The following is a 23,216-nucleotide window of genomic DNA, read 5'->3' as shown; positions in this document are numbered from 1 at the left end:
GCATTAAAAAAGCGGCTTAAATATTTAAGCCGCTTTTTAATTTAATACATATATATAGAATTATCCCTTTTCTTGAGCCAGCAGGGATTTTACTTCTTTAATTAAGGCTTCACTCAGACCATAAATCAAGTTAAGGTCCTGATCCCAATAGTCCACTTTAGCTAACACACTTTCAACAACGGCCTCGGGTGTTTTAATTTTCCAAATCTGGTCAAAATACTTAACCACTTCAGGCTTGTCTTTGATGGGAGTAGCTTCCCCATTATAATGGCCTCTATAATACACAATCATGGCCGCAAAAGCCTCTACCATTCCGGTAGGTATTTGATCCTTTTTATTGATATAGTCTAACAATGTTGGTAAAACCCTAACTTTCCATTTTGAAATGGAATTTAATGCGATATCACTTAGTTTGTGCTTAATAAAAGGGTTTCTAAACCGATCCAGTACATCTTCTGCAAAGGGAATTAGGTTTTCCTCTGGTTGATCCATGGCAGGAATTATCTCATCAAAGATTACTTTTTGGAGATAAGAACTTGTGGCTTCATTTTCCATGGCATCTTTTACCAATCTGATTCCTTTGAGATAGGCAACAGGTACCAGACAAGTGTGGGCTCCATTAAGGATTCGTACCTTTCTGGTTCTGTAAGGACTGATGTCTTTTACAAAAAGCACATCAAATCCGGCTTTATCTAAAGGTAATTCTTTTTTTAGCCATTCCGGCCCATCTATGGCCCAGAAATAAAATGGCTCTGTCATTACCATTTGCTCATCTTTAAAGCCTAATTGGGCTTGAATTTCATTGCCGCTTCCCAATGGATATCCCGGCACAATTCGGTCTACCAATGTGTTGCAGAAAAAGTTATGCTTAACCACCCAGTCCTCAAAATCGCCTGAAAGGTTCCATAAATCGATGTACCTTTTGATATTTTCTTTAAGCTTTTTACCATTGTCTTCTACCAATTCACAAGGGATGATCACCAAACCTTTTTCAGAATCCCCATCAAAATGTTGGAAACGTTGATAAAGCAAAGCAGTTAATTTCCCCGGAAAAGACTCAGGAGTAGTCGCCCAATCCTTATCGGCATCATCAAAATAAATGCCTGCCTCTGTGGTGTTTGAAATAACAAACCTTAATTCCGGTATTTTTGCTAAATCTAAGTAAGCCTTATAATCAAGAAATGGGTTAATTGCCCCTCTTACTGATTGAATTAACCGGCTTTCTTCTATGGTTTGACCTTTACTAATTCCTTTGGTTAGTACATGATATAGACCTTCTTGAGAATTAATGCCTTGGGCCGGCTTTTTACTATGCACTTGAACCATTTGAATATCTCCATTAAATGATGTCTTCTCATTTAAGATATCAATCATCCAATCTGCAAACCCTCTCAAAAAATTCCCTGTCCCAAATTGAAGTATGCTGACAGGGCGAGTAGAAGGTGAAGGGATATTTTGTCTATTTAATAGTTTCATGTTTTTATTTATTAAAATTTTAGGTTGTATTCTTTATCCTAATTGAAAGAATTTTTTACTTTTTGAGCTTATTATTTATTAAGATCTTACAATGTCTTAATTACTGATTAAATATTGAATTAATGTATTTATTTTTTTTAAAAATTGCAGGAATTGAATCCTAAACTTTCCCTTCATTTTTTTATTCAGACCAAATGAATTCATGAATTTAATAATTTGGTGTAAAAGTTAGGTCTTGTATGAAATGGAGTTGGTTTTAGATGTTTTGATTCACCTTTTTTTACATTCATTAAGATATGTTTAATAGTCGTAAAGGGTTATATTTTTTTCTGAAATCTAAAGTTTTAATTAAAGAGTGATTATACTAAGTAAAGGTCAAAATTCATACCAACCAAAAGAGCAAGAGAATTAATTTTACGGTAAAAAATGAACTGAGTTTTATTTAAATTTAACTCCTTGCCTAAGATGAAGCCATAAAGACGTTGACCCTATGATCATTGAAACAGTAATTTTTGAAAATATGCATCAATTGTAATCGGTAACGTTAATATATGTTTTATTCTCCTTTTTTATTGTTTATATTTATTCCCTTGATGCAAGATGATGCTTTCCTTTAGTTTAAAGCAAAGATCTAATTTTCATGCATTAAGCCACAGGGTTATCCCAAAGTAATTATTACTTAATTTAAACCAATTACCAAAATCAAATCTTATGAAATTTAATAGTAAATTTTGGTCACCTATTGCTGCCTCAATTTTGCTTTTATCATGTTCCAATGAAAAAAATGTGGAAGAAGAAGTGAAGAATACCTTTACCGGAGAAAAAAACGAAATAAAATTACTTACGCTTGATCCCGGCCACTTTCATGCACACCTTGTGAAAAAATCCATGTATGAGGAAGTGGATCCGAAAGTTTACGTATATGCACCCGATGGACCGGAATTAACTTCCTATTTAAACTCAATTGAAAGCTACAATACCCGAGAAGAAGACCCTACAAGTTGGGAATTAGAAGTGTATAAAGGAGATGATTACCTTCAGAAGATGCTCAGTGAGAAGAAGGGAAATGTAATGCTTACAGCAGGTAACAATAAGAAAAAAACAGCGAATATTAAAGCTACCATTGAAGCAGGAATTAATGTTTTGGCAGACAAACCCATGGCCATAGATGCTCAAGGATTTGAAACCTTAAAAGAGGCCTTTGAGCTTGCTGAGAAAAACGATGTGTTATTGTTTGATATCATGACAGAAAGGTTTGAAATAACTACCATGCTTCAACGAGAGTTTTCATTGATCCCTGAGGTTTTTGGAGAGATGGAGAAAGGAACACTTGAAAATCCAGCCATAACAAAGGAAAGTATTCACCATTTTTATAAGCAAGTATCAGGAAAAACCTTGATCAGACCGGGATGGTTCTATGACGTTAATCAACAGGGTAACGGTATCGTGGATGTTACCACACACTTGGTAGACTTGGTACAGTGGGAGAGTTTTCCTGACAAGATTATTGATTACAAGACTGACATTGAAATGATCAATGCCAAAAGATGGACCACCGACCTTACATTAGAAGAATTTACCCTATCTACCGGTATTGAAGAATTTCCTGATTACCTTCATTCTGTAGTTTCTGACGGACTATTGAAGGTATATGGTAACGGTGAGATCAACTATAAAATCAATGGAATTCATGCAAAAGTTTCAGTGATATGGAATTATAAGGCACCTGAGGGGTCTGCTGATACGCATTATTCTATCATGAGAGGAAGCAAAGCCAATTTGGTTATCAGACAAGATGCTGAGGAAAATTATAAGCCTGAATTGTACATAGAACCTGTTGAAGGACAGGATCTGGCTGAATTTGAGGCCAATGTAACCAAGCACGTAAAAGAACTTGCCGGCACCTTTAAAGATTTGGATGTAATAAAAGTAGAGGGAAAAAACTCTTGGAGGGTTAAGATTCCGGAAGCTTACCGTCATGGGCATGAAGATCATTTCAGGGAGGTTACCGAAACATATATTGACTACTTGGAACAGGGTAAACTACCTGAGTGGGAAGTGCCAAATATGTTGGCCAAATACTATGTTACTACTCAGGCTTTAGAATTGGCCAAATAAGTTAATCTATTAAAATAAAAGACAGGCAGATGAAAAAGCAAAGAAGAGACTTTATCAAAACTGCAGGATTGGCAGGCTTTGGTTTAGCAGGAGGTGTTTTGCCTCCTCATGATTTTGTTTTTTCTTCTGCTTCTAATGACCTTGCCATGACCAAAAGTGACCTGAGCATCATCGGTCCTTACGGCCCTTGGGCCAATGGGTTGATCAGTAAAAAATTACCTTCCATTTCATTTAGGAATGATCGGTACAATGACCTTGATTCTTGGAAAAAAGAGGCCATGACTACCGTCAAAGAGCGAATGGGGATACCGGATTTGGGCCCAATCCCTCAAGTGACTGTACATGATAGCTATATAAACGATGGGTTGGTTTTTGAAGAGATTAGTTGGCAACTGCCCTACGGCAATCCAACAAAAGCTTTGGTAATCAAGCCAGAAGGAGTTAAGGGTACGCTACCTGCAATTCTGGCTTTTCATGACCATGGTGGAAACAAATATTTCGGGTTAAGGAAAATTACGCGAACAGGCAAAGCACAGCACCCATTAATGGAGGAACACCAAGACCATTATTATGAAGGAAAAGCTTGGGCCAATGAAATTGCCAAAAGGGGATATGTGGTTATGGTGCCTGATTCCTTCACCTTTGCAAGTAGAAGGGTATTGTTAAAAGAAGTGCCTGAGAATCGGAGAGGAGGATTAACTGATAAAAACCCTGAGCAAAATGAAAATATTGTAGCCTACAATAAATGGGCAGGTGAGCATGAGCACGTGATGTCTAAATCCTTATTTTGTGGTGGTACCAGCTGGCCGGCAGTATTCTTTGCTGAAGATCAAGTAGCTTTGGAAATCTTGCTGGCAAGAAAGGATGTTGATTCAGACAATGTAGGTTGTGGAGGTTTGTCCGGGGGAGGTTTGAGGACTGTTATGATGGGAGGACTAGACCACAGGGTGAAATGTGCCGTTTGTGTGGGGTTCATGAGCACTTGGACAGATTTTTTGTTAAACCGTGCTTATACCCATACTTGGATGGCTTATATACCAAGACTACCCAATGAATTGGATTTTCCTGAAATTTTAGGACTTCGTGTACCGCTGCCAACTTTGGTGCTCAATGATAGTGAAGATCAATTGTACACCCTACCGGAAATGCAGAAAGCAGACAAAATTTTAGCTTCAGTTTTTGATAAAGCCGGAGCCAAGGATAAATACAAAGCATCTTATTACCCAGGACCTCATAAGTTTGACAAAGCCATGCAAAAAGAGGCTTTTGACTGGTGGGATAAGTGGTTGAAAAAATAACTAATTCTTAAAATAAACGCCTTTCTTATGAAATCAAATTGTTATTTAGTAGCGGTTCTCACCCTGTTTTTCTCCTACCCAGTAGTAGTGAGTGCTCAAAGTATAGATACAGACATGCTCTGTGTTGGTGATCATTGGACAGAAGAAGAAGGGGCTACCTTTCTTCAAATGGAAAAAGAAAAATACAGTACTGAAAAGGAGTGGGACAAAAGAGCCGTAGCTATTAGAAAACAAATTTTAAAAGGAACAGGCTTAAATAAAATGCCAAAAAAGTCTCCTTTAAAACCAATAATGGGAGAAATCAGGCAGTATGATGGTTATGTGGTTCAAAATGTAGCTTTTGAAAGCTTGCCTGGGGTATATGTTACCGGAAGTTTATATATGCCCAATGAAAACCCGGGCAAAATACCGGGGATTTTAAGCCCTCATGGACATTGGACAAAGCCGGGAGATGTTGGAAGGTACAGACCTGATGCACAAAAAAGATTTGCCTCTATGGCCAGAATGGGAGCCATAGTATGGGCATACGACGCTGTTGGCTATGGTCAAATGGAAGAGATTGGTTGGGGACATAGAGATGGTGAAGTGCTTAAATTACAACTATGGAACAGTATTAGAAGCGTAGATTTTATGCTTTCTCTTGGGGCTGACCCTGATAAATTGGCTGTTACAGGAGCTTCAGGAGGAGGAACTCAATCTTTTCTTTTGGCCGCTGTGGATGACCGTATAGATGTGGCTGCTCCTGTTGTAATGGTGTCAGCACATTTTTTTGGTGGCTGTACTTGCGAAAGTGGAATGCCTATTCATAAAGCAAAAAACTATCAAACCAACAATGTGGAAATCGCAGCTGTAATTGCACCCAAACCACTTTTGCTGACCTCCGTAGGAGGGGATTGGACAAAAAACACCCCCAATGTTGAATTTCCTCATATTCAATACATTTACGGTTTGAAAGGTCATCCGGAAATGGTTGAAAATAGACACATTGCTGAAGATAACCACGGCTATGACGATAAAAAAAGGCAGGCGGTCTATCCATTTTTAGCAAAGCATTTAGATTTAGATCTATCTAAGGCGATGTATGAGGATGGAAGATTGAAGGAAGAAGCAGTGGTTGTGGAAGATCAAAAAGCTTTGTATCCTTTCACTGATGCCAATCCATTTCCAGCTTATGGAATTACTTCTATAGATAAAATCAAATGGTAAACCCAAAAAAATGAAAAACGACCAAAATAACAGAAGAGAATTCCTTAAAAAAAGTCTTTTAAGCAGTATTGCCTTGAGCAGCATGGGAACTGCTTGGGCTAGCCCGCAAATAACAAGAGCAGCACCCATGAAGCTTGGTCTGGTAACTTACTTATGGGGTAAGGATTGGACTTTGCCGGAACTTATTAGCAATTGTGAAAATGCCGGTTATGAAGGTTTAGAACTTCGCACACAGCATGCTCATGGGGTGGAAACCAACCTTAGCGAAAAAGAACGTAAAGAGGTCAGAAAGAGGTTTAAAGATAGTCCGGTGACCTGTGTAGGGTATGGAAGCAATTATGAATACCATAGTCCTGACCCTTCAGAATTAGCCGCCAATATTAGAGATACCAAAGAATATATCAAATTGTGCCATGATATTGGGGCTTCCGGAATTAAAGTAAAACCCAATCGACTTCCGGAAGAAGTGCCAAGGGAAAAAACCATTGCTCAAATAGCCCGATCCTTTAGTGAGGTTGGAGAATACGCCAAAGATTACGGTCAATTGGTACGTGTGGAGGTGCATGGGAAAGTTACCCAACAACTTCCGATCATGAAAGCAATATTCGATCAAGTAACTTCATCCAATGTGAAAATTTGCTGGAATAGCAACAATACTGACCTTATGGAGCCGGGTTTGGTGGGGAACTTTAATATGGTGAAAAAATGGATAGGGGATACCACCCATATAAGGGCTTTCGATGAAAACGATTACCCTTTTCAGGCATTGCTTCAATTATTGCATCAAGCTGAATATAATGGTTGGATTTTAATAGAATCCCATAGTGACCCTGCAGATAAATTGGCTTCAATGATCGCCCAGAAAAAGACCTTTGACAAGTATCTCAAAAATCTATAGCCCCAAGTGACCTGAGAAGTGCGAGGAATATTAAATTTCTGAAATAGAAGAATTAAAGAATTTTTTTTTCTTTTTGACTCCGAATATTATCCGAAAAATAATTTCATGCTCAGGTGATTTCAATAAAAAACTTTTAAAATTAACCAATTGCAGGTTTTAATGACCTGTGTTGCCTATAATCACAAATATTCTTTAAATGAAAAAAATACCACTGACACTACTTCTTTTAATTTGCTTGTCTTCTATTGGTTTTGCCCAGGAAGACCTAACAGTTATCAAGTCCCATTGGGTAAATTTCACCGATGGTCCCAATGCGCTCTACAAATATCAGAGCGATCAGGCACTTCAATTGTTGGAGAAGAGAGAAAAAGCCATTGCATCCATCTCTTCATTGGCTGAATGGAAAGACTGGCAGGCCAAAGCAAAAGAAAAATTGATGAAAGTGGTTGGGCCTTTTCCTGAGAAAACTCCTTTGAATCCAAAAGTTACGGCAAAGCATAAAGGAAATGGATATAGATTTGAAAACATTGTCTTTGAATCTCAACCGGGCTTATATGTAAGCGGTACCCTTTTTATACCTGATGGCGCTAAGGGAAAAACGCCTGCTATTATTTATTGTTCGGGACATACACCCCTTGCTTATAGAGCTCCTACTTATCAGCATGTAATTTTAAACCTTGTCAAGAAGGGCTTTATAGTTTTCGGCTTTGATCCCTTGGGTCAAGGAGAAAGATTGGAATATTTTGACCATAAGACCAATGAAGTTCAAGTGGGAGGCCCCACTAAACAACATTCTTATCCGGGTGCGCAAGCATTTATTGCCGGTTCCTCCGAGGCCAGACATATGATTTGGGATGGTATCAGGGTGGTAGATTACCTGATGACCAGAAAAGAAGTGGATCCGGACAGAATCGGAATTACAGGTAGGTCAGGAGGCGGTACGCAATCTTCCTATATTGCTGCCTTTGATGAAAGAATTAATGCGTCTGCCCCTGAAAATTACATTACCAATTTCAAGCGACTGATGCTTACCCATGGTCCTCAGGATGCAGAGCAAAATTTTTACCATGCCATTGCAGAGGGATTGGACCATCCTGATCTAATGATCGTCAGAGCTCCTAAACCCAACTTGCTTATCTCTACTACCCGGGACATGTTCAATATAGAAGGGGTTAGAGAAACCAGTAAGCAAGTTCAAAGAATATATGATGCCTATGGCGTTTCTGAGAATTTTCAAAAAATTGAAGATGATGATGGCCATGCTTCGACAAAGAAAAACAGAGAGCGCATGTATGCTTTCTTTAGGAAGCACCTTAGTTTACCGGGTGGAGTAGAAGATGAAGATATCGATACCCTCTCTATGGAAGTATTGCAGGTTTCTCCTACAGGGCAGCTTGTGACGAGCTATAATGGAAAAACAACCTATGACCTTAACAAGGCTGGACTGCAAGAATTGAATGGTACTTTGGGAGAGAAAGTAGCCTGGGCAAAGAAACTTTCAGGTTATCAAAAACCGGAAACATTGTCAGAAACCATGATGGTGGGAAGATTTCAACGTGACGGGTATACCATAGAACAACACCTGATGAAGGGTGAGGGAGACTACTGGTTGCCTTATCTATTGATGAAACCTGATCATGCTACAGATAAAGCGGTACTGTATTTAGATCCATCAGGTAAAGCTATTGATGCCGGTGTTGGTGGAGACATGGAGGCTTTAGTCAAAGCAGGAGCCATGGTTCTTGCTCCGGACCTTTTAAATACCGGAGAGATGGGAAATGGTGATTTTGGAGGTGATGCCAATTTTGACGGAAATTCTTACAACCTCTGGTTTGAGAGTATCCTTATTGGAAGAAGTATTGTAGGATTGCATGCAGGCGATGCCAATCGTTTGGTAGCTGTTTTACAGGAAAAAGAAGGTGCGAGAGAGGTCAAAGGCCTTGCTAAGGGAGAAATGTCTTCTGTACTGCTTCATGCAGCAAATTTCAACCCTGCGATATCTTCAATAGCATTAATAGATCCAATGAGTTCTTATCGAGGAATAGTTGAGTCCTTCAGGTATAATACTAGTGAAATTAATTACTCAGTAGCCGGAGCATTGAAGCATTATGACCTGCCGGATTTATTGGAGAATTTGAGCATTACCAATCCCTTGGTACTTCATGAAAATACCGAATTGAAAAAAGAATACTCCCTATTACCTGAACGTGGTGGAGAAGAAAAAATCAAAGCCCTTTCTGTGAAAAATGGCAACGATAGAAAAGCCTATTTGACAAAATGGCTTAACCCTTGAGCAAAGGTATTGTTATAATTTCAGGAACAGATTTGACCTGAAACATGAATGCAGATTAAAAGCATCGAGTTTTTACTCGGTGCTTTTTTTGTTTAATAGGGGAGTGCTTTTAACCCGAATAGATACTAAAGTGAGCTGTGGAGAACCTACCAAACAGACACGCAAATTGGGACAGTACCAGTTTAGTTTTATGATCGGGATCAGAAAAAATGGTCCCAAAATTATTGGAGGGCGAATTAAGAAGATATGTAAGTTGAGGTCCCATTTTAAATAGTGTTAAATGTCAAACTAATAAATCATTGGGGGACAGCTTTAGAGGGGATTTCAATAAACCTATAACAAAAAAAGCTGCCCAAATAGGGCAGCTTTAACAATTAAATCGCATTTTTTAAACTTAATTTCTATCCAATGCATTTAGCATATCGAAGGCAAGTTCTAATCTTTTGCCGAAGTTCTCTTCACCTTTCCTAAGCCATACCCTAGGGTCATAAGACTTTTTGTTAGGATTGTCTGCGCCTTCAGGATTTCCCAATTGAGTCTGAAGATATCCTTCTTTGCTGTGGTAGTATTTCAATACACCTTCCCAGAACGCCCACTGAAGATCTGTGTCAATATTCATTTTAACAGATCCATAGCTATTGGCTTCTCTAATTTCTTCTACAGTAGACCCTGATCCACCATGGAATACGAAATTCACAGGTTTACCGGTAGTTCCGAATTTCTCATTGATATAATCCTGAGAGTTTTTCAAAATTATTGGTTTCAATGATACATTTCCCGGCTTATAAACCCCATGAACATTTCCAAATGCGGCAGCAACAGTGAACAAGTCGTCTACTTTTTTCAACTCCTCATAAGCATAAGCTACTTCTTCAGGCTGAGTATATAGTTTGGAGCTATCGATTTCTGTATTGTCTACACCGTCTTCTTCTCCACCAGTCACACCTAGTTCAATTTCTATTGCCATTTTGATTTTGGCAAACTCTTTGAAATATTTGACAGATGTTTCTATGTTTTCCTCTATAGACTCTTCAGATAAATCTAGCATGTGAGAGCTAAAAAGAGGTTTTTTATAAGCTTCAAAATAGGCTTTTCCTTCGGCGAGTAAACCGTCTATCCAAGGAAGCAGTTTCTTAGCTGCATGGTCCGTGTGTAAAACTACAGGGACTCCATATATTTCAGCCATTTTATGAACATGCAGGGCACCGGAAACACCACCTGCTATAGATGCTTGTTGCTTATCATTAGGAAGGCCTTTACCAGCATAAAACTGAGCACCACCATTTGAAAACTGAATCATCACCGGGGAGTTGACCCTTTTTGCGGTTTCTAAAACAGCGTTCACAGTATTACTGTTGATACAGTTTACTGCTGGCATTGCAAATTCACTTTCTTTGGCATAGGCCAATAGGTCTTTAAGCTCTTCGCCGTACTTTACTCCAGGTTTGAATTTCATATTAAATAATTTATGGTTGTATTAAATTTGATCCGCATCAATCCACCAAAGTAATTGATTAAGAACTCAAAGATATAAATAGTGCAGAACAATTGCCTTATGTTTTGATTGAAAAATTCATTTTTACGGAATATTTCATAATTTTTTTATCCAATTTAATCGGTTGTAAACTATAAAATTTCCTTTATATATTTGTTTTATGGAAACAATAAGGATAACAGGGGTGCCGGAACATTTCAATTTTCCATGGCAGCAATTGGTAAAAGAACAACCTTTTTTGGCGGATCAGGTTCAACTTGTTTGGGAGAATGAACCCAAGGGGTCCGGTGCTATGAATAGCGCCATTAGAACAGGAGCAACAGATTTGGCCATTGTTCTTACCGAAAGTTTTTTGAAAGACAAAGTGGATGGTAATCCTGGGAAAATCATTGGGTACCACGTAAAGTCTCCCTTGGTTTGGGGAATTCATGTACCCGGTGCTTGCCAGGTTCAAAAACTTGATGAATTGAGAAAAAACCCTTTTCTAATCAGCAGAAAAGGTTCAGGCTCACATTTAATGGCTTATCTTCTTGCAAAAAGAGAAGGGTGGGACCCTCAGGATCTTAATTTTCAGATAATAAATAATTTGGATGGTGCCATTAATTCTTTTAAAGAAAAGGAAGTCAAAGCCTTTCTGTGGGAAAAATATACAACAAAACCCTTGGTAGATAAAGGGCTTTTTGGAAGAGTGGGAGAAATTCCTACACCTTGGCCTTGCTTTGTAATCGTTGCTTCTGAGCCAATGCTAAAAAATAAGCCGGACGTTCTCATCAATATTAAAAAAGAGTTGTATCGCATTAATAAGGCGCTTATGGAAGACAAGCAAAGGTTTGTTTTACCAATAAGTAAAGCATACTCGCTTGATCCGAGAGATGTTCAAGAATGGATACAACAAACAGATTGGGCAGTAAATGCAGAGGTGCCGGTGCAGGATATTGACAATACTTTGGATGCTTTGATAAGTTTAGGGCTTATTGATAAAAAGCTTGAACCAAGTGAAATTTATGAGAAATTGTAGGTAAAATCCTATATTATCCGAGGTAACTCGAATTACCGAATTTATATAAGCTGTCAATTAATGCTTATGCATAAAAAAACCGATCATAGTTTCTTATGATCGGTTTTTTTAATCAAGCCAGATTTTTAGAAATCTGAATAAGGGGTAGGTCTTAATAGTCGCTTGTCATTTTTTGACACTGTATTGTCATATTCACTATTGGCTTTTAGGGCCAACCAAGCAGGGTAATCACTAAATGCGGCCCAATGTGCATCTCTGTCTTCCATATTTTCAAATGCAGTCATATAAACCAGGTTAGGCATATTAGCTCCTGCTAGAGGTTCACCATAAAATACTCCATTGAAATTCAGTTCATCAAAAATATCAATTTCACCTTCATTAAACATTTTTACTTTCTGGTGGTAAAGTCTTTCTGTGGCTGACTCATAACTTCTCAATTCATACACTCTTTCACTTTTAGGAGAGCTTAATTTAGGTAGCGCCATTCTAGTTCGTGTTTCAAAAGCTTGCATTAAAGATGTCTCGACCCTACTGAAAGAAGGATTGTCAAATGCTGCTTGAATATAATCTTTGCCATCTTCCTGATGTTTGGCATCAGTTTTCAATTTTCTTTGAAACCTGAAATAATCCTTTGATTTAGTAAATGGAAGGAAAACATAGATTTTTTTTCCTGCATCAGGCTCTGTTGGAAGTGGCTTAAAAACACCAACATTCTCTACTCCTGCACGATGGGCAGCCGGGATAAAGGCATTTTCTAAATAGTCTTCAATTACTTCAATTTGTTTTAAATTGTCGAGGTGATACACTCTCAATTCATACAGATCTTTTTTCCCATCTTGTGCTTTTAGTTGTGCGAAGGAAATTATGGAGAGCAAAAATAATGGCAATAACTTAAAAATACGGAGGTTACATTTCATTTTATTTTAGGTTTTTGATGGTTTTATTGTTTAGATTATGGTATTGGTACTTAAAATTAAGTAAATTATGGATAACATTAAAAAAAAGTTATTTGAATGGGAAATATATTATTATTTTTGAATTTTAGACAATAGGAATTTTAGACTTTAGGTTTTTAACTAATTATTTTGATAAGATGAAAAGGATTTTAGTAACAGGTGGAGCTGGGTTTTTGGGCAGTCACCTTTGTGACAAACTTTTAGAAGAGGGCAATGAAGTGATTTGTGCCGATAATCTTTTTACAGGTAGAAGAAGAAACATTCACCATTTATTGGAGAATAAGAATTTTGAATTTTTGAGGCATGATGTAACACTTCCTTTGTATGTAGAGGTAGATGAGATTTATAATCTTGCTTGTCCTGCTAGTCCGGTTCATTATCAATTCGACCCTGTTCAAACCACCAAAACAAGTGTGATAGGTGCCATTAATATGTTGGGCCTGGCAAAAAGACTGAAGATTAAAATTTTACAGGCCAGCACGAGTGAAGTTTATGGTGATCCGGAAATACATCCACAACCCGAAAGCTATAAGGGAAGTGTCAGTGTGACCGGACCAAGGGCCTGCTATGATGAAGGGAAGAGATGTGCGGAAACTTTGTTTTTTGATTACCATAGGCAGCACGATTTAAACATCAAGGTCATGCGTATATTTAATACCTATGGACCAAGAATGCATCCATCAGACGGCCGTGTGGTGAGTAATTTTATTGTTCAAGCATTAAAAGGGGAGGACATAACAATTTTTGGAGATGGAATGCAGACCAGGAGTTTTGGGTATGTAAGCGACCTGATCTCAGGTATGTATAAATTGATGAATAGCTCTGATGATGTAATCGGACCAATTAATATTGGAAATCCGGTAGAATTTACCATGCTTGAATTGGCTGAAAATGTATTGGAACTTACCGGCTCAAAAAGCAAACTTAAATTCTTGCCTCTTCCACAGGATGATCCTATGCAGAGAAAACCAATTATTGATTTGGCAAGAAAAGAATTGGGTTGGGAACCCAAAGTTCAACTAAAAGAAGGCTTGGTAGAAACCATAAAATATTTTGACCTTATTCTTAAGGAAGATAACGTATAAGGATTGTAGCACTACAAAGTGATCCCATAAAGCATTGCTCTTTAAAAATGAGCAATGCTTTTTTGTTTCTGAAGGAATTTTTTAAAATACATAAATAAGTTATTTGAATACTATATTTTGTAATTTATAATAATTGTAAAATTAAAAGTTAAATTTATTTAATATCATTTGATTTAATAGGGAAATTAAATATTAAATCCTTTTTTTATTTGCTTGTTCGTTTTTACCTTTATTAGTATTTAAATTGGTATTACGAATTTTTGCAACTATGAAAAATAAGTATAAAATTTTTGGTATAGATGACGAACCTTCTGTTCTTCTAATCATACAGCATTATTTTAAAAGTAAATTTGATGTAAAGGTCTTTAACAAACCTGCAGATGCCATAGCAAGTATGCAAGAGGGAGATCTTCCAGATATAATTATTTGTGACTTGAACATGCCGGAAATTAGTGGGGCTGAATTTGTTGAAATGGTTCGTTCAAGTGGTTTTTTCTCTTCGATTCCTCTTATCGTTCTTTCTGCTACAGATTCTTCTGAAAAGAAAATAGACATATTGAATATGGGGGCAGATGATTTTATGGTTAAACCATTTAACCCAAAAGAGCTTGAAGCCCGAATAAATTCAATATTAAGAAGGACTGGGAAATTTGCAATCGATTCAATAAATGAATAAAGAAAACAACAAAATTGCCTTAATTTCGGAAGATCCAGAAGTAATTGAATCGATAAAAAAGGCTGTAGGAGAAATTTTTGACATCAATGTTTTTTCTAATGGGATTATTTTTTACAATCAACTTTCTAGTTCACCGGAAGGGTATTGCATGATACTTAGTGATTCCTCATTAATGGGCGTTCATGGGATAACATTGAAAAATACAATTGAGAAATTGGGCTTTGGGGACTTGCCCTTTTTTATGATCGTCGATAAGGCTACTCCTGAGGATATTATTTATGCGATCTCATCAGGGGTAACAGACTTTATTTTAAAACCGATCCGGGCAAAACAATTGAGGTCCAGACTTGAGTTCCAGATGAAACATCCTACACTCAAGAAGAAAGCCCAGGAATATACTACCCTCAAAGGGTCTAAGACACCTTTTGTCAAAAGAGTTTTTGATATTGTTGTTTCCGGATTAATTATTTTGGCTTTGCTTCCTTTGTTTTTGATCGTAGCCATTTTAATTAAGTTGGAATCAAGAGGTCCGGTATTTTATTATTCATATAGAGTTGGTACAGGGTATAATATTTTTAAATTTTATAAATTTAGATCCATGGATCCTGATGCTGATGCAAAACTGCAACAGCTAAAGCACCTGAATCAATATAACAATGAAGAAGAGGTCATTGAAGAAGAGGAAGTAAAGCCTAAAGAACTTGTAAATGAGGTAAAGGAGCTTTGCGAGTTTTGTGAACAAGCAGGAGGGGGATGTCTTCAGCCAATGTATGATGACAATAAAATGGTATGTGAAAAAATTCTTATGGCCAAAAAGGATAGCAATAAGGATGCAGCATTTATTAAAATTAAAGATGATCCACGCGTAACAAAAATTGGCAAATTTATTAGAAATACAAGTATTGATGAGCTACCTCAATTGTGGAATGTATTGAGAGGAGATATGTCCCTTGTGGGAAACAGACCACTTCCCTTATATGAAGCTGAAAAAATCACTACGGATAAGTATGCGCTGAGATTTCTTGGTCCTGCAGGTATCACTGGCCTTTGGCAGGTAGAGAAAAGAGGCAGAGGGGCCATGTCTGAAGAAGAGCGGTTAAGTCTTGATAATGACTATGTTAAAAATTTCAGTATTTGGTTTGATATAAAAATATTATTGCGAACTATTCCGGCATTGTTCCAAAGCGAAAACGTTTGATATTTTATATACCATAATAGCATTCAAACCTTGATTTATTTTTCTTCTTACAGGCTTTTGACTTAACTTAATAGTTATTTCGGGAAGATTGGGTTTTGGATTTGAATGTTTCTTGGTGAAGCTACCTTTTAACCGACGAGTAATTCCCAAAATAACTTTACTCTTCCCTTCCAAGTGTTTTTTGAAGCTTCGACATACCTTGATTTGGCTTTTTGAACAGAGTCAGAATTCAATTCTATTTCTATGGCTTCATTAAAATTCGCTGGCGTTTTTTCAAGGCTAATTAGTGGATGAAATGATTGTATATCTTCTGAAAAAGGGGTGGCAACTATAGGTTTTCCTGAAGCGAGGTATTCATTAATTTTGAGGGGGTAAATACTTTTGGTCACTTCATTGCAAAGGAAGGGTAATATTAATATTTGGAAGTGGGCAAGGTAATGGGGCAGTTCCTCTATTTTTTTAGGTCCAGTGAAGAACAAGTTGGGGATTTTGTCCAAATCAATGCTGGTATGTCCTTGATGGTTTCTAGGCCCCACCATAACTATGCTTTTATCTGGGTTGGCCTTACAAATACTTTCTATCAAATCATAGTCCAAGCGATGACAAATATTTCCAGTGTAACCAATGATTGGTTTGGGGATAGTTTTGATGTCTTCAGGTATTTCCACCTGGCTATCATAAGCTGTTCTAAACAAATCAAAGTCTGCGGCGTTGGGGAAGTAGGCAACATTTTTTCCTGAAAGGCTTTCCAAATCCTTTTGAAGCATACGGGAAGTCACCAAACTAAGGTCTGCATTTTTTACAGCTTCTATTTCCTTTCCTGCTCCATGTTTCCTTAAGTAAGGTTCCAAAGCCCGGATATTATCCCGCGATTGGTATACAAATGCACGGGGTTTAAATCCATTCGGTAATTTTGTTAAATAGAGTGGATTAAAAGAATTAAAGAAAATGAAGTTTTCTTCTTTCAGTTCTTTTACCGCTCTATTGATTGAATTAGCTAGCCTTTTGTCATTCCAATTTGAAAAGAAGTCATACATTGCTCCGGGAGGTAACCAGTTTATAGGAAGCATTAAAGGAGGTGTCAATGCATAAAGTAAAGGGCTGTACTGGGTCAGTGTTTTTAGGCTTCCTTTCCCCCAAATCAATGCGGTTTTTCTAGCAGCTACAGACGGTTTTTTTCTTTCTTTAAAGTAATCTAATAACGTAAAAGGATAGTCAACATAAATAACCTTTTGGCTATGAGCAAAAGTTTTGGCAAGTGACCAAGAAGCAGATGAAAACTCCCCATCCCATCTGGACATGCTGGTCATAACTATGGTAACCTTATCAAGCGTAAGATTTGAAAAATCCTCCATAAAAAGCTGTTTTTTTTCTAAAATAATCAATGTTTTCCGCATTGGAAAGCTTAAATTTAGGTTTATAACAATCCTTAATTTTTGAAGCTTTGATTTTATTTATTATTATTTCCTGTATTTGCAGCTTTTATCTTTTGTTTCCTTTATTAAGTACTTTTATATCATTTTTAAGGGGTAAATTTAAATTAAAGGAAACGGAGTTAAGCGCAGACTTTGCTTGTGTCATTACTGTATACAAAGAAAAGGATATCGCATGGCCATTGGTGAGGGCTCTACTTGCTCAGGATTATCCCAATTACCATATTTACTTGGTGGCGGATGGAATTGACGAAAAGATGGATCAGATGGAACATGACAAACTCACCATTTATCAACCCAAACCATTTTTAAATAGTAAAGTTGCCTCCTTAGGGTTAGTGTTAAAAGAAATGAAAGAGAGACATAGCCATGTCGTTGTTTTTGATCCTGATAATCTTGTGCCTTCCCATTTTTTACGTGTAATCAGTAAGTTTCATGCGAATGGTTTTAAGGCCGTTCAAGGTAAGAGAATTGCTAAAAATATAGAGGGTACCTATGCAGCTCTAGATGCACTGGGAGAGTATTATTATGACTTTGCTGTCAGGAACCTTCCTTTTCAATTGGGCTCATCTTCCACAATAGCAGGTTCCGGTATGTCAATCGAAAAGCACTTGTATGGTGAAAATATTGCCAAAGAGTTATTGATATTGGAAAAACAGGGAGTGGTTGTGGCAGAGGATAAGTCTTTACAATCTGAACTGGTAGACCAAGGACATATTATAGCCTATGCGGGTGCTGCCATAATTTTTGATGAAAAAATCACAGGCGCCGAACAAATAGGGAGGCAAAGGGGGAGGTGGCTCAATAGTTATTTTGGGCAACTTCCTGAGAACCTAAGATTAATAGGTAAAGGGCTAATGAAAATGGATTGGAACCGTGTTTATTTTGCGATAATGACTGCCATGCCTCCAATGGTTGTATTGGTAGGACTAAGTGGTCTTTTGGCTATTGTTGCCTTGTTGATCAACTGGATTTATTTCTTCCTATTGGCTGGGAGTTTGATGTTGTTTACACTAGGGTTTTTATTGTTATTGCTTTTAAATAAAACACCTCAGAAAGTATTACAGGCCATTCCGAAAATCCCCCTATTTGTGTTGGGACAAATTTCCGGAATGCTTAATATTAGAAAAGCGAGTAAGGATTTTATGGCCACAAGCCATAATGAAATTACCGAGATTGATGTTTTATGGAAGCAACGCAAACATGAATTTAAACACCTTGAAGAAGATTGGAAATAATTCGTTAATGGTATTTTTCAAAAAGATTATTTTTTAACTTTATCTATCAGGGTTTTAATCATAATTGGGTAATTTAGAAAAGCTTTTATCCAACATTGACCCATACTTATGTCAATGAATTTATTTAAGATTATGTATTTAATGATCGAGGTGGTGAAAAGTGCAAGGACCAAGCCATAGGCAGCTCCCATTAGCCCGAACCATTGAATGAAAACATATGTGAATAAAGCGCCATAAAGGAAAGTGCCAAAAACCATAAGCATATTAAAAAATGGTTTACCAATGGCATCCAGAAAAACTCCGGATTGCCTATCAAAAGGCTTGATTAGCGCCAAAAATGCCATAATTCTTAAAAAAGGAACTGCATCCAAGTAGGCATCTCCAGCTATTAGCAAGACTATATAATGCGCGAAAATCATACAAAAAAACCAAAAAGGAGTGGTAAGACTTAGCATCATTCCCAACGTTTTTTCATAGATCTCACCTACCAATTTACTTTGCTTTTTATCATGAGCTTCAGCAGCTTTTGGGTAACTAATAGAGGCAATAGAGTTAACAGGGATTTCAACCATATTCATAACTCTTCCTGCAGTATTGGCCATTGCCACTTGAACCGGAGACAATAAAGCACCCAATAAAAATTTGTCTAAGCTATTGGTTAACATGGAAACTAGATTGGTTCCAAATACATATTTACCAAAATTAAAAATTCTTTTCAACCAATATTTTTGTGCCTTTAGTCGAACATTGAAATAATTTTTAACTTGATAAACAGACATAATTGTGGCTAACAAGAAAGCAAGGTTTTGGTACCATGCCAATTCAATCAGGCTTAACTTAATATCCAGTAAGTAACCGGACAAAATCACCAAAAAGAAGGGGAGGCTTTTACTGATTCCTGCCAAAAAATAAGCTTTAAAATCGTATTTTGCCTGCATTAAAACCATATTGTGGGTATGAAAAATCAGTACAGGGAGCACCAAAGAATGAATTTTAATCAGGTCAGCCAAGCCTTTGGCATTCAATAATTTTTCCAACGGTACAGAGAAAGTCCATAGTAAGAGGACCATAATTAAGGTCAAGGCAGTATTTAACCAAAGTGAAGCGGTTTGAATTTTTGTTTGAATTGCCTTTTCCTTTCCTACCAGAAACTTTATCATCCCATTTTGGATAAATCCATTCCTAGCCATATCGATAATAGAAACAATGGTGATAAGTAAAACCCAGATCCCAAATTCTTCTGGACTAAAAACCCTCACAAGTAGCATAAAACCGATAAAACCAAGTAAAAAATCTACTCCTCGGTGCATCATTGTAAAAAAACCACCGGTCAGCCAATATTTCTTATCTGTCATTGTTTCGCATGAATTTTTTTGTAGGCAGTGAGTGTATCCAAGGCTCCTTTTTTATAATCAAATAATGGAGGCCTTTTAAAGCCTTTGCTGATAAGTTCTTCTCTTAACGCATTATCTGCCAATATTTTCTCTATGCCCGCACTAATAGCTGAAGGGTCAAAAGGATCAACGATTATGGCGGCATCACCTGCAACTTCAGGCATGGAGGAAGTATCTGCGGTGAGGACAGGGCAACCACATGCCATCCCTTCCAAGATTGGGAGACCAAAACTCTCTCTTAGTGAAGGGTATAAAAATACTTTTGCTTGGCTGTATATGGCAGGCAGGTCTTCATTTGGAATATAACCTGTAAGGTGAATTTTTGAAAGCAATAGTGGGGCTTTCATCTCATTTAACATATTCATCAACACCTCTTTTCCAAAGTCAGGCATTACAATGTCAGGATAGTCGATCTTTTTTTCTTCAAGAATGGCTAAACTTTTTAACACCCCTTTGAGGTTTTTCTTTGGGTCTGTATTTCCTAAGAAAAGGATGAATGACTTCGGTAAATTGTATTTTTTTCGAATCACTTCCTGTTTTTCAGGATCCTCTACTTTAAAATGATTGGCTACTCCATTATAAACCACTTGAACGGCATCATCTTTCATATTGAAATGCTGAACAATCCTTTTTTGTTCATAATGAGAGACTGTAAATATCATGGCCGCTTTTTTCACCACTTTTGGCACATTCCATCTTCTGTAGATATTTCCAAGTCTTTGATACCAAGTTCCTTCTTTAAGATTGATTTTTTCTAAGTAGATAATGTCGTGAAGGGTAATTAAAAGCGGGACAGGGCATGAAACGGGGGCCGTATTACTGGTACAGTGAAGCATATCTAACTGATATGTTTTAACTGCTTTAGCTAAATGTTTCTGTTCCCATATTGGGTAGGGTGCGGGAGTGAGGGGAACAATTTTAAAGTTTTTAGTTTCGTTTATTGCTGAAGGGTCCTCCGTATCATTGACAAAAATAAAATATTCATTTTCAGTATCTAGCTGTTGCAGGTTTTTGATTAGGGAAAGGGCAACCATGTCCATGCCATGTTTCTTTGTTCTAAAAATGCGTTGTGCTTCTATACCTATCCTCATTGTCTGTTTCGTTTAGTTTTATAAAGTGGGGTTCTCTTTGATGTCTTTCAGAAAAAGCCCATCTACAAAGCCTTTAAAATACTTTCTAAAGTGACCCCATTCAAACTTAATGGCATGAACCAATAGGTTTTTTGGAAGTGCAATAAGCATATAATACCCTGCAGTAAAGAAAAATAAAGGGTAATCTACATTTCTTCTTAAGTATAACCACCGGTTTCTGCTCATGTAATAGGTTTTAAGCAGAGAGTTTTTGCCCACACTCATAGATTCTTTGTGAAGAATATAACTTTTTGGCTCGTACCATATATCGTACCCTGCTTGCTTGATACGTTCACAGTAATCCATTTCTTCATAATATAGGAAGTACAATTCTGCCATAAGTCCTATTTCCTTGACCACCTTTCGGGGAATAAACATGGCTGCACCATGTGCCAATTGAGTGATTTCGGCCACTTGGTATTGGCCTTCGTCTTTTTCCAGATAACCTTTGCCTCTTCCTCTCCCGGTTATGGGATTAATTGCTGAAAACCCTGCGTATTGTATAATGTCCGGTTCTTCATGGTAGAGTATTTTCGGACAAACTAAACCTACCTTTTCAGATTTTTCAGTTCTTTCCAAAAGGCTTTCGAGTAGATCAGGCGCAACTTCCGTATCATTGTTAATTAGAAAGAAAAAATCACCTTTTGCAACTTCCATACCTCTATTATTTCCCCCTGCAAACCCTTCATTTACCGGGCTTTTAATTAGGACAGTGTCGGGGTATTTTTCAAGAATACTATCCGGAGATTCTTTGGACGCATTATCTACCACTATAATTTCTACATTTGGATAGCTTATTTTTTGAAAAGACGCTAAGAAGCCCATGGTATGAACCAAGCCATTGTAGTTGATGGTGATGACGGAAATTAGTGGTTTATTCATTTTCAGGTGGTTTGTTTAAACTTTTGTCCATGTCTTCAGCTAGGAAAAAATAGGCCCATGACATATAGAGAATGATACCTGTAGGCATCTGTCCCAAGAGTGGATTACCATAGGAGGCAGCAGCAATACCGACATAGCCTCCGAATAAAGCCAATAGTTTTTGCCGTAACCTAGGGTCTTTAACTTTCCATATTTTTAGCAGCCCCATACCAGCGATAAAAGCTAAAATACCTATATGCAGGTATAGGCCTACAATACCCATTTCTGCCCAAATTTTCACAAACCAACTGTCATTGGGCGTTTCAGCCAAAAAGGTTCCTGGGCTAAATCTTTGGCCCCAAGAGCCAGAAGTGCCAATCCCTCCTCCAAATGGTCTGGTTTTTAAGTATTCAGCAAATTTCCGTTGGTTTAGGTACCTGACATTTAGTGATGGGTCATCAGGATCCAATGCAGACCTCATTCTACGGACCTGATAATTGTTATTGGCTATGGTGGTGAATTTTAAAAACGAAAAAGCTAGACCGAGGGCAATCAAGCCTGCAGCCATAAGTTTAAAATTTTTAGAAGCAAATAAATAAGCTAAAGAGCCTGCAACAGGAACCATCAAAGCCCCTCTGGTGCCACTCATGATCATTAAATAAAAGAATAAGAGTGCCATCACAGCAAATATTATTCGTTTTTTTAAAGTAAAGGGACCAAGGGCTAATACCATGGCCATCACACCTGAATGGGCTATTCCGGCCCCAAATTGTCCGGCATCTGAGAAAAAACTAAATACCCTCAGATTTCCAAATAGGACGTGAGTAGAGCGAGACCCTGCATCAAGCCATCTGTTTTCTGCATAATCGAGCCCAATATAATACTGTCTCAAACCCCAAAAGGAGGCTACAACGCTCAAAGCAAAGACAATAAAAAATAGCCGATTTAAATCAGAGGGTTTGTTGGCATACAAGAGTGTAAGTGGAACTGTAAGGAACATGTACAAGGCTGTTCCTCTTACTGCATAAAACCAGGCCGTAACACTTCTAGCTTCCGGATTAAAGATTTCTGCGACATTGTATCCCATCCAAATTAACGTTACTAAAATAAGGCTGTTGTGTAGTTTTGAAAAATCAGTTTCCACTTTATTGTGAAACAGGGCGCTAACAATTAACATGGCCAATGCAAAATCTACGGTAAGTCCCAAAGGTAAATTGGGCACATACCTGATGGCACCTATGGATACAAAAGCAAAAATCAAACCTGCAGCAAGCGACTTGTTTGGGTGACTCATCATAAAAATCCCACCTGCCAATAAAAAAGGTAGTACAAGCATTAACCCAATGCCCATTACCCCTGTTTTGACCACAAATAAACTCAATAACCCGGCAACGAGCAGGGCAAATACTTTATTTGAGATATTTGATTTGGTGATTTGCATAT

The 23,216-nt window shown here is 37.5% G+C and carries 18 protein-coding genes; 10 read left to right on the top strand and 8 right to left on the bottom strand.

Annotated features, from left to right (window positions below; all coding sequences use genetic code 11):
* Positions 1-60: 60 nt before the first annotated feature.
* Positions 61-1,476, bottom strand: a complete 1,416-nt coding sequence (locus Q4534_RS18080) for a tagaturonate reductase (protein ID WP_303614559.1) — start codon at positions 1,474-1,476, stop codon at positions 61-63.
* A gap of 711 nt (positions 1,477-2,187) precedes the next feature.
* On the opposite strand from Q4534_RS18080, the gene Q4534_RS18075 reads away from it, so the two are divergent.
* From Q4534_RS18075 to Q4534_RS18055, 5 genes are all read left to right on the top strand, one after another.
* The gene (locus Q4534_RS18075; RefSeq protein WP_303614558.1) at positions 2,188-3,594 is read left to right on the top strand and encodes a putative oxidoreductase C-terminal domain-containing protein; all 1,407 of its coding nucleotides are present in this window, start codon (positions 2,188-2,190) and stop codon (positions 3,592-3,594) included.
* Between the two features lie 29 nt (positions 3,595-3,623).
* Positions 3,624-4,892 carry an alpha/beta hydrolase family protein gene (locus tag Q4534_RS18070; RefSeq protein ID WP_303614557.1) on the top strand — a complete coding sequence of 423 codons (1,269 nt, stop codon included), beginning with the start codon at positions 3,624-3,626 and terminating at the stop codon, positions 4,890-4,892.
* A gap of 27 nt (positions 4,893-4,919) precedes the next feature.
* Positions 4,920-6,098, top strand: coding sequence for a S9 family peptidase (locus Q4534_RS18065; protein WP_303614556.1), 1,179 nt, complete (start codon positions 4,920-4,922; stop codon positions 6,096-6,098).
* 10 nt (positions 6,099-6,108) lie between these two features.
* A complete protein-coding gene (locus Q4534_RS18060; protein WP_303614555.1) occupies positions 6,109-6,996 on the top strand; it encodes a sugar phosphate isomerase/epimerase in 888 nt (295 codons plus the stop codon).
* Between the two features lie 196 nt (positions 6,997-7,192).
* The gene (locus tag Q4534_RS18055) at positions 7,193-9,289 is read left to right on the top strand and encodes a S9 family peptidase (protein ID WP_303614554.1); all 2,097 of its coding nucleotides are present in this window, start codon (positions 7,193-7,195) and stop codon (positions 9,287-9,289) included.
* A gap of 394 nt (positions 9,290-9,683) precedes the next feature.
* Here Q4534_RS18055 and fbaA read toward each other — a convergent pair whose 3' ends face one another.
* Entirely contained in the window at positions 9,684-10,745 is a 1,062-nt protein-coding gene (gene fbaA, locus Q4534_RS18050) for a class II fructose-bisphosphate aldolase (RefSeq protein ID WP_303614553.1), read from the bottom strand.
* Between the two features lie 199 nt (positions 10,746-10,944).
* Here fbaA and Q4534_RS18045 point away from each other — a divergent pair, with 199 nt between their 5' ends.
* Positions 10,945-11,802 (top strand): ABC transporter substrate-binding protein, encoded by an 858-nt coding sequence (locus tag Q4534_RS18045; protein ID WP_303614552.1) that lies wholly within the window; start codon positions 10,945-10,947, stop codon positions 11,800-11,802.
* 125 nt (positions 11,803-11,927) lie between these two features.
* Here Q4534_RS18045 and Q4534_RS18040 read toward each other — a convergent pair whose 3' ends face one another.
* Positions 11,928-12,719, bottom strand: a complete 792-nt coding sequence (locus Q4534_RS18040; RefSeq protein ID WP_303614551.1) for an NIPSNAP family protein — start codon at positions 12,717-12,719, stop codon at positions 11,928-11,930.
* A 176-nt stretch (positions 12,720-12,895) separates the two neighbouring features.
* On the opposite strand from Q4534_RS18040, the gene Q4534_RS18035 reads away from it, so the two are divergent.
* The 3 genes from Q4534_RS18035 to Q4534_RS18025 all read left to right on the top strand — a co-directional run bounded on the left by Q4534_RS18035 (position 12,896) and on the right by Q4534_RS18025 (position 15,717).
* Positions 12,896-13,843, top strand: coding sequence for a UDP-glucuronic acid decarboxylase family protein (locus Q4534_RS18035; RefSeq protein ID WP_303614550.1), 948 nt, complete (start codon positions 12,896-12,898; stop codon positions 13,841-13,843).
* Between the two features lie 268 nt (positions 13,844-14,111).
* Positions 14,112-14,519, top strand: coding sequence for a response regulator transcription factor (locus Q4534_RS18030; protein ID WP_014023023.1), 408 nt, complete (start codon positions 14,112-14,114; stop codon positions 14,517-14,519).
* On the top strand, positions 14,512-15,717 hold the full coding sequence (locus Q4534_RS18025; RefSeq protein ID WP_303614549.1) for a sugar transferase: 1,206 nt from the start codon (positions 14,512-14,514) through the stop codon (positions 15,715-15,717). The genes Q4534_RS18030 and Q4534_RS18025 overlap by 8 nt, the downstream gene beginning before the upstream one ends.
* A 128-nt stretch (positions 15,718-15,845) precedes the next feature.
* Here the strand turns inward: Q4534_RS18025 and Q4534_RS18020 are convergent, their stop codons facing one another.
* Entirely contained in the window at positions 15,846-17,072 is a 1,227-nt protein-coding gene (locus Q4534_RS18020) for a glycosyltransferase (RefSeq protein WP_303614548.1), read from the bottom strand.
* A gap of 134 nt (positions 17,073-17,206) precedes the next feature.
* Between Q4534_RS18020 and Q4534_RS18015 the strand changes: the two genes are divergently transcribed.
* On the top strand, positions 17,207-18,388 hold the full coding sequence (locus Q4534_RS18015) for a glycosyltransferase (RefSeq protein WP_303614547.1): 1,182 nt from the start codon (positions 17,207-17,209) through the stop codon (positions 18,386-18,388).
* A 26-nt stretch (positions 18,389-18,414) separates the two neighbouring features.
* Here Q4534_RS18015 and Q4534_RS18010 read toward each other — a convergent pair whose 3' ends face one another.
* Genes Q4534_RS18010 through Q4534_RS17995 form a run of 4 tightly spaced genes read right to left on the bottom strand, consistent with a single transcriptional unit; the run spans position 18,415 to position 23,214 of the window.
* A complete protein-coding gene (locus tag Q4534_RS18010; protein WP_303614546.1) occupies positions 18,415-19,743 on the bottom strand; it encodes an oligosaccharide flippase family protein in 1,329 nt (442 codons plus the stop codon).
* Positions 19,740-20,873: a glycosyltransferase family 1 protein gene (locus Q4534_RS18005; RefSeq protein WP_303614545.1), complete on the bottom strand. Its 1,134-nt coding sequence runs from the start codon at positions 20,871-20,873 to the stop codon at positions 19,740-19,742. Before Q4534_RS18005 ends, Q4534_RS18010 begins: the two co-directional genes overlap by 4 nt.
* Before the next feature lie 18 nt (positions 20,874-20,891).
* Positions 20,892-21,794: a glycosyltransferase family 2 protein gene (locus Q4534_RS18000; protein ID WP_303614544.1), complete on the bottom strand. Its 903-nt coding sequence runs from the start codon at positions 21,792-21,794 to the stop codon at positions 20,892-20,894.
* Positions 21,787-23,214: an O-antigen ligase gene (locus Q4534_RS17995; protein WP_303614543.1), complete on the bottom strand. Its 1,428-nt coding sequence runs from the start codon at positions 23,212-23,214 to the stop codon at positions 21,787-21,789. Before Q4534_RS17995 ends, Q4534_RS18000 begins: the two co-directional genes overlap by 8 nt.
* Between the last annotated feature and the right edge of the window lie 2 nt (positions 23,215-23,216).

Origin of the sequence: Cyclobacterium sp. 1_MG-2023, assembly GCF_030546805.1 — a bacterium.
In the GTDB taxonomy this organism is placed as follows: Bacteria; Bacteroidota; Bacteroidia; order Cytophagales; family Cyclobacteriaceae; genus Cyclobacterium.
The sequence above is the reverse complement of the archived record's forward strand: the minus strand, read 5'-3'. Positions and strand labels throughout refer to the sequence as shown.